Annotated in this window: 14 protein-coding genes and 1 other RNA gene; 9 read left to right on the top strand and 6 right to left on the bottom strand. The window is 69.9% G+C overall.

The annotated features are described in order from the left end of the window. From JHC79_RS11085 to JHC79_RS11075, 3 genes are all read left to right on the top strand, one after another. On the top strand, window positions 1–500 hold a 500-nt coding region (locus JHC79_RS11085), incomplete at its 5' end, for a 3-methyl-2-oxobutanoate hydroxymethyltransferase (protein ID WP_296390612.1). Window positions 501–577: 77 nt separating this feature from the next. Beyond that, window positions 578–1,567: a prolyl aminopeptidase gene (gene pip, locus JHC79_RS11080; protein WP_296390610.1), complete on the top strand. Its 990-nt coding sequence runs from the start codon at window positions 578–580 to the stop codon at window positions 1,565–1,567. Further along, window positions 1,564–3,072: a CYTH and CHAD domain-containing protein gene (locus tag JHC79_RS11075; protein WP_296390608.1), complete on the top strand. Its 1,509-nt coding sequence runs from the start codon at window positions 1,564–1,566 to the stop codon at window positions 3,070–3,072. The genes pip and JHC79_RS11075 overlap by 4 nt, the downstream gene beginning before the upstream one ends. A 25-nt stretch (window positions 3,073–3,097) precedes the next feature. On the opposite strand, the gene rnpB is transcribed toward JHC79_RS11075, so the two are convergent. Further along, window positions 3,098–3,516, bottom strand: an RNA gene (gene rnpB / locus JHC79_RS11070) — RNase P RNA component class A. A 108-nt stretch (window positions 3,517–3,624) separates the two neighbouring features. Between rnpB and JHC79_RS11065 the strand changes: the two genes are divergently transcribed. Genes JHC79_RS11065 through JHC79_RS11055 form a run of 3 tightly spaced genes read left to right on the top strand, consistent with a single transcriptional unit; the run spans window position 3,625 to window position 6,435 of the window. Next, entirely contained in the window at window positions 3,625–4,650 is a 1,026-nt protein-coding gene (locus JHC79_RS11065) for an alpha/beta hydrolase family protein (protein WP_296390606.1), read from the top strand. A gap of 31 nt (window positions 4,651–4,681) precedes the next feature. Beyond that, a complete protein-coding gene (locus JHC79_RS11060) occupies window positions 4,682–5,209 on the top strand; it encodes a DUF1697 domain-containing protein (RefSeq protein ID WP_296390604.1) in 528 nt (175 codons plus the stop codon). 14 nt (window positions 5,210–5,223) lie between these two features. After that, window positions 5,224–6,435, top strand: coding sequence for an SLC13 family permease (locus tag JHC79_RS11055; protein WP_296390619.1), 1,212 nt, complete (start codon window positions 5,224–5,226; stop codon window positions 6,433–6,435). 4 nt (window positions 6,436–6,439) lie between these two features. On the opposite strand, the gene JHC79_RS11050 is transcribed toward JHC79_RS11055, so the two are convergent. The 4 genes from JHC79_RS11050 to cobC all read right to left on the bottom strand — a co-directional run bounded on the left by JHC79_RS11050 (window position 6,440) and on the right by cobC (window position 10,570). Further along, a complete protein-coding gene (locus JHC79_RS11050; RefSeq protein WP_296390602.1) occupies window positions 6,440–7,558 on the bottom strand; it encodes a bifunctional RNase H/acid phosphatase in 1,119 nt (372 codons plus the stop codon). Window positions 7,559–7,563: 5 nt separating this feature from the next. Next, the gene (locus JHC79_RS11045; RefSeq protein ID WP_296390601.1) at window positions 7,564–8,301 is read right to left on the bottom strand and encodes a C4-type zinc ribbon domain-containing protein; all 738 of its coding nucleotides are present in this window, start codon (window positions 8,299–8,301) and stop codon (window positions 7,564–7,566) included. A gap of 87 nt (window positions 8,302–8,388) precedes the next feature. After that, window positions 8,389–9,516, bottom strand: coding sequence for a Nif3-like dinuclear metal center hexameric protein (locus JHC79_RS11040; RefSeq protein ID WP_296390598.1), 1,128 nt, complete (start codon window positions 9,514–9,516; stop codon window positions 8,389–8,391). A gap of 1 nt (window position 9,517) precedes the next feature. Further along, entirely contained in the window at window positions 9,518–10,570 is a 1,053-nt protein-coding gene (cobC, locus tag JHC79_RS11035) for an Rv2231c family pyridoxal phosphate-dependent protein CobC (RefSeq protein WP_296390597.1), read from the bottom strand. A gap of 30 nt (window positions 10,571–10,600) precedes the next feature. On the opposite strand from cobC, the gene JHC79_RS11030 reads away from it, so the two are divergent. The 3 genes from JHC79_RS11030 to JHC79_RS11020 are packed head-to-tail and all read left to right on the top strand — an operon-like array spanning window position 10,601 to window position 12,747. Then, window positions 10,601–11,278 carry an HAD-IA family hydrolase gene (locus JHC79_RS11030; RefSeq protein ID WP_296390595.1) on the top strand — a complete coding sequence of 226 codons (678 nt, stop codon included), beginning with the start codon at window positions 10,601–10,603 and terminating at the stop codon, window positions 11,276–11,278. Further along, window positions 11,271–11,747: a low molecular weight protein-tyrosine-phosphatase gene (locus JHC79_RS11025; RefSeq protein WP_296390593.1), complete on the top strand. Its 477-nt coding sequence runs from the start codon at window positions 11,271–11,273 to the stop codon at window positions 11,745–11,747. The genes JHC79_RS11030 and JHC79_RS11025 overlap by 8 nt, the downstream gene beginning before the upstream one ends. A gap of 28 nt (window positions 11,748–11,775) precedes the next feature. Then, window positions 11,776–12,747 carry an SURF1 family cytochrome oxidase biogenesis protein gene (locus JHC79_RS11020; protein ID WP_296390591.1) on the top strand — a complete coding sequence of 324 codons (972 nt, stop codon included), beginning with the start codon at window positions 11,776–11,778 and terminating at the stop codon, window positions 12,745–12,747. Here JHC79_RS11020 and JHC79_RS11015 read toward each other — a convergent pair. Further along, window positions 12,735–13,688 (bottom strand): cobalamin biosynthesis protein, encoded by a 954-nt coding sequence (locus JHC79_RS11015; RefSeq protein ID WP_296390589.1) that lies wholly within the window; start codon window positions 13,686–13,688, stop codon window positions 12,735–12,737. The two genes, JHC79_RS11020 and JHC79_RS11015, sit on opposite strands and share 13 nt — an antisense overlap. Between the last annotated feature and the right edge of the window lie 54 nt (window positions 13,689–13,742).

Raw genomic sequence — 13,742 nt, 5'->3', positions numbered from 1 at the left:
AGTCGTCGATCCGGTTCTTCAAGGAGGGCGGGGCGCACGCCGTCAAGCTCGAGGGCGGAGAACGCGTGGCCGACCAGATCGCCGCACTGACCGCGGCGGGGATCCCCGTCATGGCCCACATCGGCTTCACCCCGCAGAGCGTCAACGGTCTCGGCGGATTCCGCATCCAGGGTCGCGGCGACGCGGGTGATCAGCTGATCGCCGACGCCATCGCGGTGGCCGAGGCCGGTGCGTTCGCCGTCGTCATGGAGATGGTGCCCGCCGACCTCGCCGGTCAGATCACCCGCAAGCTGACCATCCCCACCGTCGGGATCGGCGCGGGCAACGAGACCGACGCCCAGGTCCTCGTGTGGCAGGACATGGCCGGGTTCACCCACGGCAAGACCGCGAAGTTCGTCAAGCGGTACGCCGATGTGGGTGGCGATCTTCGTCGCGCCGCCGAGCAGTACGCAGACGACGTCCGACGCGGGACGTTCCCCGGGCCCGAGCACAGCTACTGAGTCCCCCGCGGCGGGACACGAATCCACCCGCCGCGATGTGACGGCGCCCGCCCGCGCCCACTTGGCATAGTGGACCCATGCGCGATTTGTACCCGGAGATCGAACCGTTCTCCCACGGCATGCTCGACGTCGGTGACGGACAACGGATCTACCACGAGTCCAGCGGTCGGCCCGACGGCAAACCGGTGGTGTTCGTCCACGGCGGTCCCGGTGGCGGGACGTCGCCGGAGCAACGACGGTTCTTCGATCCGGCGGTCTATCGGATTGTCCTGTTCGATCAGCGTGGGTGCGGCAAGTCGAGCCCACACATCGCCGACGGCGGGGTACTGAGCACCAACACCACCGACCACCTCATCGCCGACATGGAGTTGCTCCGAGCGACATTGGGCATCGAGCGGTGGCAGGTGTTCGGTGGGTCATGGGGTTCGACGCTGGGCCTGGCCTACGCGCAGACCCATCCCGAGCGTGTCACCGAACTGGTGCTGCGGGGGATCTTCCTGCTCCGACGCAGTGAGATCGACTGGTACTACAACGGCGGCGCCGCACACATCTTCCCGGACAAGTGGGAGAACTACCTGGCGCCGATCCCCGCCGACGAGCGCGACGGTGACCTGGTCGCGGCCTACCATCGGCTGCTCACCTCGTCGGATCGCTCCGTGGCGCAGGCCGCGGCGACGGCGTGGACCGACTGGGAACAGTCGACGAGCTATCTGCTCCCCCGCCCCGAGTCCGACAGCGATGGCCAGGTCGACGCCCGCTTCGACCTGGCTTTCGCGTCGATCGAGAACCACTACTTCACCCATCACGGCTTCCTCGACGACGGCCAGTTGCTCCGCGACGCCGACCGCATCGCCCACATCCCCGGCGTGATCGTCCAGGGCCGTTACGACGTGGTGTGCCCCATGCGCAGTGCGTGGGATCTGCACCGGGCGTGGCCCGCGGCCGAGCTGCACGTCGTCGACGACGCCGGACACGCGTCGTTCGAGACCGGGATCAAACACCATCTGATCGAGGCGACCGACCGCTTCGGCGCCGCAGAACCGACAGGAGCGAACGCACAGCGATGACCGTCCACGAACAGGTCGAGATCGAGCTCAAGTTCGACGTCGATGCGGGACAACCGATCCCGGACCTCACCAGACTCCCCGGGGTCACCACGACCACCGGACCGATCGTGGAGCACCTCGACGCGACCTACTTCGACACCGAGAACCTCGACCTCGCCGACCACGCGGTGACGTTGCGACGACGCACCGGTGGCCACGACGAGGGGTGGCACCTCAAGCGCCCGGGCACCGAACGGGGACGCACCGAGCGGCAGGTCCCGCTCGACGCCGCCGGCGACGGCGCGCACGCGGTCCCCGCCGATCTCATCGAGCCCGTCCGAGTGCACCTGCGCAGTCGCAGCGTCGCACCGGTCGCCGCGATCAACACCCGACGCCAGATCACCGAGGCCCGCGACTCCGACGGCACGCTGCTCGCGGTCCTGTGCGCAGACCTGGTCACCGCCCGGTCGTTGCTGCCCGGCGGCACCGGCCAGGTGTGGTCGGAATGGGAGTTCGAACTCGTGGCCGACCTCGACGAGGACGACGCCGTCGAACTGTTGGACAGCGCCGAGGCGCTGCTCCGCTCGGCCGGCGCCACGACCGCCTCGAGCGCCTCGAAACTGGCCCGGGCCATCGGATCCACACCCGGCCACCGCGAGAACCGTCAACTCCCTCCCAAGCCGACTGCTCTGGAACTGGTGGTGACCGAACTGGCCCGCCACCGCGACCAGCTCGTCGCCTGGGACCCGGCGGTGCGCGCCGACGCCGACGATGCCGTGCATCAGATGCGGGTGGCGACCCGACGGCTGCGCAGCGTGCTCAAGGCGTTCCCCGGCGTGCTGGACGGGCCCGAGCCGCAACGACTCGGCGAGGAGTTCAAGGAACTCGCCGCGATCCTCGGTGTCGCGCGTGATGCCGAGGTGCAGGCGGAGCGCTACCGCGATCTGCTGGAGGACGAGAACCCTTCGGCCGCACTGGAATCAGCGCTCATCGAGGCGCAGAACCAGCGCTACCACCGCGGATGGAAGGCGGCGGTGGCGGCGATGAACTCCGACCGCTACTTCACGTTGCTCGACGCGATCGACGCCCTCCTGGTCGATCCGACGCCCGGCGAGAACGCGCAGGCGCCCGCCCGGGCAGCACTGCGGGAGGCGGTGAAGTCGTCGCGCAAGTCGGTGCTCAAGGCGCAGAAGAAGCTCACCCGGTACGACGAGGGGACCCCGGAGTGGACCGAGCAGTTGCACGCGGTCCGCAAGAAGGCCAAGCGTCTTCGCTATGTCGCCGAGGCCGGCGCGAGCCTGCGCGGGTCACGTCACTCCGACGAGGCGCGGACGGCCAAACGCATCCAGGCCGCACTCGGCGACGCCAACGACGCCGCGATCAGTCGTGAGGTGCTCGCCGTCGCGGCCGGTTCGATCGGCGTCGACCCGGCGGACGCTTTCGTGCTCGGTCGTCTCGACGCGCGCGAGCAGGCCGAACACGACCGCGCACTGAAGCGGTACGCGGACGTGGCCGGCGACCTCTGACCCGGCCGGACCACAGGAGCGGGTGCGAACGAGTCGACCTGTAAGCCGGATCCTGTCCCGACCACGAGGATCGGGGGCGATCATCCATCTGGGCACACCGTCGCCGGGTGCCTCGAGCGGTCCACCCGCAGGCTCGGGCGAGCAGCCCTCGAACACCTGCGCAGTCGCACCGCGAGGTGCGACCTTCGACCTTGCTCCGGGTGGGGTTTACCGAGCCGCCGTGGTCACCCGCGGCGCTGGTGCGCTCTTACCGCACCGTTTCACCCTCACCGACTCGCCCGAGGGCGGGTGTCGGCGGTCTGTTCTCTGTGGCACTGTCCCGCGGGTCGCCCCGGGTTGTCGTTAGCAACCACCCTGCTCTGTGGAGTCCGGACTTTCCTCGATCCTCAGCGTGTCGCCGTCACGGCGACCGTTCTGAGCGACCGCGACCGCCCGGTCGGCTCGTTCGCGGGTTTATGATAACTCCCGGGGGTCACCGTCACGTGCGCAAGTACAGCGGTGCAGTGCTGCGTCATAGTCTTTGGCTTCGTGCCATGGAGGGGGAAGTCTGTCATGCGACGAAGGATCATCGCCGCTGTTGCCACGTCATTCGCACTGGTCGGCGGGTCGGTGGGGGTCATCGCACCGTCGTCGGCCGCACCGGAGAAGCCATCGGTCGCCGCGCCCGCGGCGCCGGCGAAGATCGTCCGGACGACCATGAAGACCCCGCAGCAGGCGCGGCTGACGATCTACTCGCCCGCGATGCGCAAGAACGTGGTCGTCGACGTCCTGGTCCCCCGTGACCGGACAGCGCCGCGGCCGACTCTCTACATGCTCGACGGGATCGACGCCGGCTTCCAGTCCGGCTACCGCGACAGCGCCTGGACCACCCAGACCGACATCGTCGAGTTCATGGCCGACAAGAACGTCAACGTCGTACTCCCCATCGGCGGCACCGCCAGCTACTACACCGACTGGCAGCGCACCGATCCCGTGCTGGGCGTCATCAAGTGGGACACCTTCCTGTCCACCGAGTTGCCTCCGCTGATCGACAAGACCTTCGAGGGCAACGGCGTGAACGCCGTCGAGGGCGTGTCGATGGGTGCGAGCGGCGCGATGTCGCTGGCCGTCCGTCACCCCGGTCTGTTCCGTGGGGTCGTGGCCCTGAGTGGTTGCCTCGACCTGGTCGACCCGGCGGCCGCCCAGGCGACGCAGGCCAGCATCCTGAGCCGCTTCGGCAACCCCGACAACATGTGGGGCCCGGCCGGCAGCGCGGCGTGGCGTCAGCACGACCCCACCACCAACATCAGCGCGCTCAAGGGCACCGAGATCTACGTCGCGGTCGGCGACGGCAAGGCCGATCCGCGTCTGGGCAAGGTCGGGCAGGCCTCGGCCATCGGCGGTGCATTGGAGACCGGGGCACTGATGTGCACCAAGGGTTTCTCGGCCGCGGCCCGCAAGGCCGACGTCGACGTCACCTACAACTACCGGAGCGGTCTGCACGCCTGGGGGTACTGGGCGCAGGATCTGCACCGCTCGTGGCCGACCGTGGTGAAGGCACTGGGACTCCCCCCGGTCGACCCGGCCGACTACCGCTGATGCGATCGGCGGTCACCGTTATCCTTTGTCGGTGACCGATTACGTCGCACTGCTGCGCGGCATCAACGTGGGCGGGATACGCATCGCGATGGCCGATCTGCGCGCGGAGTTCGAGGCCCTCGGCGTGGGTGAGGTGTCGACGGTGTTGGCGACCGGCAACGTCCGGTTCACGTCCGACCGGACCGACGTGGTCGCTCTGCGGGCCGAGATCGAGTCGGCCCTGAGTGCCCGATTCGACTATCGGGCATACGTGTTCCTACATTCACGGGATGCGATCCGGTCCGCCCTCGACGGGTATCCGTTCCCAACCGACCAGGCCGACCGACACTCCTACGTCCTGTTCGTCGCCGACGACGACATCCGCGCCGAGTTGCTCGACGCTGCATCCGATCTCGATCCCGCCGTCGAACGGGTCGCCGACGGCGACGGTGTCCTCTACTGGGACGTGGTCAAGAAGATGACGTTGACCAGCCCCTTCGGCAAGGCACTCGGCCGAGCGCGGTACAAGGCGACGACCACGAATCGCAACCTCCGCACGGTACGCAGCATCGTCGCGTGAGCGCCGTCGTCCTGATGGCGGTCGCACTGGCGTTTGCCGTGTGGCGCCCCCGTGGCCTCCCCGAGGCCACCGTCGCGATCCCGGCGGCGGTGCTGGCCGTCGTCATCGGAGCGGTGACCCTCGACCGGGCCTTCGCGGAGATGAGAGAGCTGACGTCGACCGTCATCATCCTCGCGGCCCTGCTCGTGCTGTCGCACGCATGCGGCGTGCTGGGTGTCTTCCGGTGGCTGTCGCAGGTGATCGGCACGGCGGGCAGCGCCAACGGTGGTGGCCCGGTCCGTCTGTTCGCCCTCGCATTCGGCGGGGCGGCGCTGACCACGGCCCTGCTCAACCTCGACGCCACCGTCGTGCTCCTCACGCCCGTCCTCATCACGATGGCTCGGAGTCTGCAGGTGTCACCGCGTCCGATGGGGTACGCAACCATCGGACTGGCCAACTCGGCGTCGACGCTGATGCCGGTCTCGAATCTGACCAACCTGCTCGCGTTCGCGGCGACGGGGCTGGGCTTCATACAGTTCACCGCGATGATGGCGCTGCCCTGGTTGGTGACCGTGCTCATCGAGTTCGCGATCTACCGCGTGTTCTTCCGCGACGACCTGCGCGTCGCCCCGCAGCGCAGCACCGAGGAGCCCGTGCGGGCGCCGATCTGGGCACTGGTCGTCCTGGGGGCGACCCTGGTGGGATTCGCACTGTCCTCGACCGTCGGTGTCGAACCGGTCTGGTTCGCCGTCGCCGGTGCGATCGTGTTGTCGGCGACCGCCATGCGCGCGCACCGAACGACGCTGCGGGCGGTGGCCTCGGCGACCACTCCGCTGTTCCTGCTGTTCGTGCTGGCGCTGGGGGTGCTGGTGGCTGCCATCGCCGACGGTGGCATCGGTCGGTGGGTCGGCGAGATCGTGCCGACGGGTTCCGGGATCGTCTCGCTGCTCACCGTCGCGGCGATCGGCGCGGTCGCGGCCAACCTCATCAACAACATCCCTGCGACCTTGCTGCTGCTCGCGGCGCTCGGCACGCACGCCGATCCCCCGCTGATCCTGGCGATGCTGCTGGGGGTGAACATCGGATCGAATCTGACCTACGTGGGGTCGTTGGCGAACCTGCTGTGGCGCAACGTGAGCCGGTCGCACGACGCGGAGGCCTCGGTGGCGCGGTTCTCGGCGTTGGGCCTGTTGACGGTCCCGCCCGCGATCGTCGCCTCGGTCACCGCGCTGTGGCTGGTGACCTGAACCCTCAGACCAGGTGGTTGGTGTCGTTGACCAACGTCACCGATGCCCCGCCGTCGGGATAGGTCACGGCGATCGACAGCGACGCGAGGTCGAGGTGGAGTCGGAACAGCAGCGACGGTCCGGCGTCGAGCGCGAGCCGCAGGATCGTCTTGATCGGGGTCACGTGTGTGACGACCAGGACGGTGCCCGGTCCGTACTGCGACACCACATCTGCGGTCGCCGACCGCACACGGGTGGTCACGTCGGCGAAGCTCTCCCCGCCCGGCGGGGCGACGCCGATGTCACCCATCCAGCGCGTGTGCAGGTCCGCATCCCGCTCGATGGCCTCACGGAACGTGAGTCCCTCCCACTCGCCGAAGTCGGTCTCGGTCAGTCCGTCATGGGTGTGCACCGGGAGGCCGAGTCGATCGGCGACGGCGGTCGCCGTCTCCTGCGCCCGTCCCAGCGGGGAGGCGACGATGGCGTCGATCCCGCCGAGCGTGGCGAGCCGGTCCGCGGCGCGCTGCGCCTGCTCGCGACCGAGTTCGGTCAGTGCGGGATTGCCGCGGCCGCTGTAGCGGCGTTCGACCGACAGCGCGGTCTGACCGTGCCGCAACAAGATGAGCTTCGTCGGCGCCCCGGCCGTCGCGGTCCATCCGGGACCGGCACTCACGCGTGCCGTCGGAGCGGCGGCACTCCCGGCGGACGGGGTCGACGTGTCGGTCTCGCCGAGGGCGTCCATGGCCTCGTTGGCCAGCCGGTCGGCGTGGGAGTTCTGTGCGCGTGGGATCCAGGTGAACTCGATCTCGTCGAACCGGCCCGCGAGTTCCTGCGCCTGACGGGCCAGCGGGATCATGTCGCGGTGTTTGACCTTCCACCGGCCCGACATCTGTTCGACGACCAGCTTCGAGTCCATCCGTACCGTCACCCGCGCCGCCCCGAGTTCGGCGGCCGCGCCGAGTCCGGCGATCAGGCCGCGGTACTCGGCGACGTTGTTGGTGGCGGTGCCGATGTACTCCCTGCGTTCGGCGAGTACGAGCTCTCCGGTGTGGTCGAAGACCACCGCGCCGTATCCGGCGACGCCCGGGTTGCCCCGGGAGCCGCCGTCGGCCTCGACGATCACCGCCATCGTCTCGACGGACATCGGGGCTACAGGCCGGACTCGTGGGTACGGATCAGCACCGCGCCGCATTCGTCGCACCGTACGACCTCGTCGGGTGCGACCTTTCCGATCCGACTGAGGGTGCCCCGGTCGATCTCCATCCGGCACGCGCCGCACCGGGCCTGGCGCAGCAGTCCGGCGCCGGTCTTGCCCAGTGCCACCTGCTTGTCGTAGATGGTGAGCAGAGCAGGGTCGACGCCGGCGCGGATCTCGTCGCGCTTGGCCATGGCGACCTGCGCCGACGCGTCGATCTCGGCGCGCACCGCATCCACCTTCGCGGTGGCCTCGGCGATCTGGGTCTCGGTGTGCGACACCAACGCCTGGGACCGCAGCTCCTGCGACGCGGTCGCCTCCTGGCGTTCCATCACCTCGAGCAGCTCGTCTTCGAGCACCCCGCGCCGCCGGCCGATACCGGCGATCTCGTGTTCGAGCTCGACGAGAGCCTTGCCCGCCATGGTGCCGCCGTTGAGCAACTGGGAGTCCTTGGTCTCGCGAGTGTTGAGCACCGCGATCTCGTTCTCGAGTCGCCGCACCTCGCGGTCGAGGTCCTCGGCGGCGATCTGGGCGCTGACCGTCTCGTCGCGGTACCCGCGCATCGCCACGTCGAGCTCGGCCAGTGCGGCCACCTCGGGGGCATGGCCGCGGCGATGGGTCAGCCGCAACACCTCACCGTCGCAGTCGGCCAGCTCCAGCAGCAACCTCTGATCGGCCGGATCTGCCTTCATAACGCAGCGGTGTCCCTTCGTCGTCCGTGATGTCGTGTGTGGGGTGTTCGGTGTCGCGAGCCTACCGCTGTGCGACCGAGCCCCAGGTCACGCCTGGGGCCCGGCGTGCATCGTGAAGCGATCGGTGGTGTCGCCGTACTCGTGCACGACCAGCGACGGGTCGTGCTCGGCGAGCGCCGAGGACACCTGCGCGCACCACGGGAACTCGGTGGCCCAGTGCCCGGCGTCGATCACCGCGAGATCGTGCCGACGCAGATGCTCGTCGACGGGGTGGTGTCGCAGATCGGCCGTGACGAACACGTCGGCCCCGGATGCGGCGGCGGTGTCGATCAGCGAATCGCCGGCCCCGCCGCAGACCGCGACGGTGGTGACGGTCGCGTCGGGATCGCCCGCTGCGCGCACACCCCATGGCGCGACCGTCAGCGACCTGGCCACGTGGTCGGTGAAGTCGCGCAGCGACATCGGTTCGCGCAGCCGACCGATCCGTCCGAGGCCGGTGTCAGCGGCGACGGGGGCCGTCTCGAGCAGGTCGAAGGCGGGTTCCTCGTAGGGGTGGGCATCACGCAGCGCCGCCAGGACCGCGTCTCGGCGTCCGCGGGCGGCGACCATCTCCACACGGTCCTCCACGACGGACTCCACCACTCCGACCGTGCCGATCGCCGGATCGGCACCGTCGCCCGGCCGGAATCGACCCGTCCCGGTGACCGACCACCGGCACTCGCTGTAGTTCCCGATCTCGCCGGCGCCCGCGGCGAACATCGCCTCGGCGACACGATCGGTGTCGGACTGCGGGACGAACACCGCCCACTTGTCCATCGGTGGCGTCGCGGTCGGTTGCAGCGGACGCATGTCCACGAGTCCGAGCGCGTCACCCAGCGCGTCGGAGACCCCGGGCAACGCGACGTCGGCGTTGGTGTGGGCGGTGTAGAGCGCACACCCCGACCGGATGAGTCGGTGCACGAGCCGGCCCTTGGGGGTGTGGGTCCCGACCGTGTCCACCCCGCGCAACAGCAGCGGGTGATGCGCTACGACGAGTTCGAATCCGCCACCGACCGCGGCGTCGACGACGGCATCGGTGACGTCGACACAGGTGAGCACGGCGGTCACCGCGTCGGCGGGGTCACCGCACACCAGACCCACGCTGTCCCATGATTCGGCGAGATGCGGCGGGTACCGCGTCTCCAGCAGTTCGATCAGGTCGGCCAACACGGCCATGTCAGATCACGTCCTTCCAGACGTCGAGCAGACGGCGCACCGTGGCGGGATCGCGCACGGCCAGACGCAGATGGTCGGGTGTCATCCCGACGAAGTTGGCGCACGAACGGACGGCGAACCCACGCTCCGCCAGGCGTTTCTTGACCGATGTGCCGTCGGCCACCCGGACGACCACGAACGACGCGGCCGGGGTGCCGCACACCTCGATACCCGCCTCGGTCAGCGCGGCGACCATCGCGTCGCGGTGATCGGCCACCGTCCGCGCCTCGCACCGGGCGTGTGCCTGACCGCGCTCGCCGAGGCACAGTTCGAGTGCGGCCAGCTGCAGCGTTCCCAGCGGCCAGTGCGGGCGTGTCGCGGCGAGTCGCGCGACGATCGGCGCGGCGGCGAGCAGGTAGCCGGCGCGCAGCCCGGCCAGCGCGAACGTCTTCGTGACGCTGCGGATCACGACGACGTCGTCGGGTGCCGACGACGCGAGGCTCTCCGGCTCTCCGACGGTCACGTCGGCGAACGCCTCGTCGACCACGACGATCCGGCCGGGGCGGCGCAGGGCGTCGACGGCCGCGCGCGGATGCAGCACCGACGTCGGGTTGGTCGGGTTGCCCAGCACCACCATGTCGACGTCGTCGCCGATGTCGGCGTGATCGAGGCCCCACGGCTGCGGAAGGACCACCTGATCGACGTCGATGCCCGCCGCTCGGAACACCCGCTCGGGTTCGGTGAACGAGGGTTGGACGAGGGCGACACGGTGCGGGCGCAGGTTCGGCAGGAGCGCGAATCCCTCGGCCGCACCCGCCAGCAGCAGGATCTCCGACGCAGCCCGGCCGTGCGCCTCGCCCACTGCTCGCACCGCGGCGAGCTCGTCGGCCCGGGAGGGATAGCTCGCCAGGTCACCGACCCGGTCGCGCAACTCCTCGCTCAGCCAGGTGGGAGTGTCGCCTCGGACGTTGACCGCGAAGTCGACCATGCCCGCGGTTGCGTCGACGTCGCCGTGCCGGTCGAGCGCGGTCAGATCCGCATCCGCCGCGTCGGGACGCACCACACCGAATGTCACAGCGGTCCAGCCTACGGGGAGAATGAGGCGGTGCCGCTCACCATCGATCCCGCCCACCCGTCGACCCTGCTGCTGTTCGACCTCGACGGGACCATCACCGACTCGTTCGACGGCATCGCCAACAGTTTTCGGCACGCCCTGACCGTCATCGGGCACCCCGATCCGGATCCGGCCCTGGTTGCGGGCATCGCCGGCCCGCCCATGATGGACACGTTGCACGCGCTCGGACTCGACGACGAGTCGGCCGACGCCGCGATGTCGGCCTACCGCACCCGCTACAACGACGTCGGCTGGCTGGAGAACTCCGTGTTCCCGGAGATGGCGGCGGTGCTGGCCGATCTGCAGGCCGCGGGGCGGCGGATGGCGATCACGACCTCGAAGAACCAGGGCACCGCGCACCGCATACTCACCCACTTCGGGCTGGCCGACCACTTCGAGTACATCGCCGGCGCGAGCGACGACGGGTCGCGCCGCACCAAGAGCGACGTCGTCGCCCACGCCCTGCGGGAACTGGGCGTGGCGACCTCGGACGACCGTACGACCGACGTCGTGATCATCGGAGATCGGGAGCACGACATCCACGGCGCAGGCGAATTCGGCATCCCTGCAGTGCTTGTCGGGTGGGGTTACGCTCTCGAAGGTGAGTCCGACGGCGCCGGATGGGTGGTCGGGACGGTCGAGGAACTGCGAGAGGTGCTGGGTGTCTGAGCGTTGTCACGTCACATTCGTGTGTTCGGGGAACATCTGCAGGTCACCGATGGCGCAGAACATCTTTCGTGACGCGGTCCGCGACGCCGGACTGGCCGATCTGGTCCTGGTGGACAGCTGCGGCACCGGAGCCTGGCACGTCGGCGAACCCGCCGACGACCGGGCGCGTACGGAATTGCGTCGCAGCGGCCATGACGACGAGCACGTGGCGGCGGTGATCGGACCCGAGCACACCTCCGCCGACCTGCTGGTGGCGATGGATTCCGGACACCTGCGCACGCTGACGAAGAAGAAGCTCGCCGACCGCAGTCGCCTCCTGCGCAGCTTCGACCCCGACGCCGGCGACGACCTGGACGTCGCCGACCCCTACTACGGCGGCCCCGAGGACTTCGCGACCGTCCGAGCGCAGGTCGAGGCCGCCACCCCGGGTCTGCTCGCCTGGGTCCGGGAGCAACTCACACAGCGGTGACGCGCGCGGTGTGACGTACCGTTGAACCATGCGAATCCTGCGTGCGTTCGTCCGCCCCGGATGGGTGGCGCTCGCGATCGTGGTGGTCGGGTTCGCCCTCGCGTGCTTCTGGGTCCTCGCACCCTGGCAGCTGGGCAAGAACACCCGCACCGAGCACCAGAACGACCTGATCAAGAGCGCGGTGACCAAGAGCCCCGTCGCCATCGGGACCGTCTACCCGGGCACCGGCCCGATCCCCACCGACACCGAGTGGCGTGAGGTGACGCTGTCCGGGCAGTACCTGCCCGACAAGCAGGCCGTCGTGCGTCTGCGGTCGGTCGACGACAGCCCCGCCTTCGAGGTCCTCACCCCGTTCCGCGCCGACGACGGCCGCGTGTTCGTCGTCAACCGCGGATACGTCCGGCCGCAGCAGGGCACCGCACTGCCGCCCGTGAGCGCGGCGCCGTCGACCACGACCTCGATCGAGGCCCGTATCCGAGCCCCCGAGGGCACCAGTCCCGGACGTGGTCCGCGCGTCGAGGCGGGCGTGCTGCAGGTGTACACGATCGACCCGACCGTCCTGGGCACACAGGTGGGCCTGCCGACCATGCCCGCCTATCTGCAACTGTCCTCCGGCCAGCCGGGCTCGCTCGCCGAGATACCCATCCCCCAACTCGACGCCGGCCCGTATCTCTCCTACGGCCTGCAGTGGCTGGCGTTCGGCGTCATGGCGCCACTGGGCCTGTTCTACTTCGTCTGGTCGGAGATCAAACATCGTCGCGCCACAGCCGCCCAGCGCGCCGAGGTCGAGGCACGGCTCGGGGCCGATGCCGCCGACGCGATCCCCGATGCGCCCGACGCACCGGTCAAACGCTCACGCGAGCGCCGCCAGACCCTGACGAAAGCCTCGTCGGTCGGCATGGGCCAGACACGGGTGAAGGGCACCATTGGCGCCGGACCGGATCAGCAGGAGGCCCCGGACCGGATCCGGGAGAAGCTGGCGAGCCGCTACGGCGACTGACGACGCCGCACCATCAGCGGGATGAGCGCCGCGACCACCGCGGCCGCCACCTGCACCCGCCGCGACAACGCGACCGCTCGGTGCAGATCGGTCAGGGTCGGCGCCGGTCCGTCGCCCAGACGGGGACGTTCCTCGGTGCGGTGTCGGTACACGGTGGTTCCCCCCAGGCCGACCCCCAACACGCCGGCGAACGTCGATTCGACCACTCCCGCATTGGGACTCGGGTGGCGGTGCGCATCTTCCCGCCACGCGCGCACAGCGTCATGCCTGCGCGGACCGATGACGACGATCAGCGCTCCGGTGAGACGTGCGGGCAGATGGTTGGCGACATCGTCGAGGCGTGCCGAGGCCCACCCGAACCGGAGGTATCGCGGCGATCGGTACCCGACCATCGCGTCGAGGGTGTTGATCATCCGGTAGCCGAGCAGGCCCGGAACCCCCGCGATCGCGCCCCAGACCAACGGCGCGACGGTCGCGTCGGAGGTGTTCTCCGCGACGGACTCCAGAGCGGCGCGGACCATGCCCGGCCCGTCCAGGCTCAGCGGGTCACGCCCGCACAGACTGGGGATCAGGGCCCGCCCGGCGTCGATGTCCTCGCGGTCGAGCGCGTCGGCGACCTCGCCGCCCACCCGGGCCAGGCTGGTCCCCCCGAGCACCGCCCACGTCGACGCCGCGGTTGCCGCACACCGGACACAGCCCCCGCGACGGTCGGCCGGCACGCCCACCGCGACGGCCGATCCGACGCACAACACCGTGAACAGCGCTCCGGCAGAACGGGTGTCGGCGTAGAGGGCACGTTCCGCGCGACCGGCGGCCGTCCCCATGCCCGCAACCGGGTGGAACCGAGCCGGGTCGCCGAGCAGGCGGTCGAGCACGACGCCGATCGCGAGTCCGAGGGCACGCGCGGACGCCGGCGAGAGGGTGGTGGGGTGGGTACGCATCCCCACCACCTTCCCACCCGGCCGCGCCGTGGCGACGACGTACCCGCGGTGCAC

The organism is Williamsia sp., from assembly GCF_016462415.1.
Classification (GTDB): Bacteria; Actinomycetota; Actinomycetes; order Mycobacteriales; family Mycobacteriaceae; genus Williamsia_A.
The sequence above is the reverse complement of the archived record's forward strand: the minus strand, read 5'-3'. Positions and strand labels throughout refer to the sequence as shown.

Bases quoted from the DNA above. Each gene is read 5' to 3' on its own strand.
- JHC79_RS11065 (WP_296390606.1), top strand. From the start codon at position 3,625: ATGCGACGAAGGATCATCGCCGCTGTTGCCACGTCATTCGCACTGGTC.
- JHC79_RS11020 (WP_296390591.1), top strand. From the start codon at position 11,776: ATGCGAATCCTGCGTGCGTTCGTCCGCCCCGGATGGGTGGCGCTCGCG.
- JHC79_RS11055 (WP_296390619.1), top strand. From the start codon at position 5,224: ATGGCGGTCGCACTGGCGTTTGCCGTGTGGCGCCCCCGTGGCCTCCCC.
- JHC79_RS11015 (WP_296390589.1), bottom strand. From the start codon at position 13,688: ATGCGTACCCACCCCACCACCCTCTCGCCGGCGTCCGCGCGTGCCCTC.
- JHC79_RS11050 (WP_296390602.1), bottom strand. From the start codon at position 7,558: ATGTCCGTCGAGACGATGGCGGTGATCGTCGAGGCCGACGGCGGCTCC.
- JHC79_RS11075 (WP_296390608.1), top strand. From the start codon at position 1,564: ATGACCGTCCACGAACAGGTCGAGATCGAGCTCAAGTTCGACGTCGAT.
- JHC79_RS11040 (WP_296390598.1), bottom strand. From the start codon at position 9,516: ATGGCCGTGTTGGCCGACCTGATCGAACTGCTGGAGACGCGGTACCCG.
- JHC79_RS11045 (WP_296390601.1), bottom strand. From the start codon at position 8,301: ATGAAGGCAGATCCGGCCGATCAGAGGTTGCTGCTGGAGCTGGCCGAC.
- pip (WP_296390610.1), top strand. From the start codon at position 578: ATGCGCGATTTGTACCCGGAGATCGAACCGTTCTCCCACGGCATGCTC.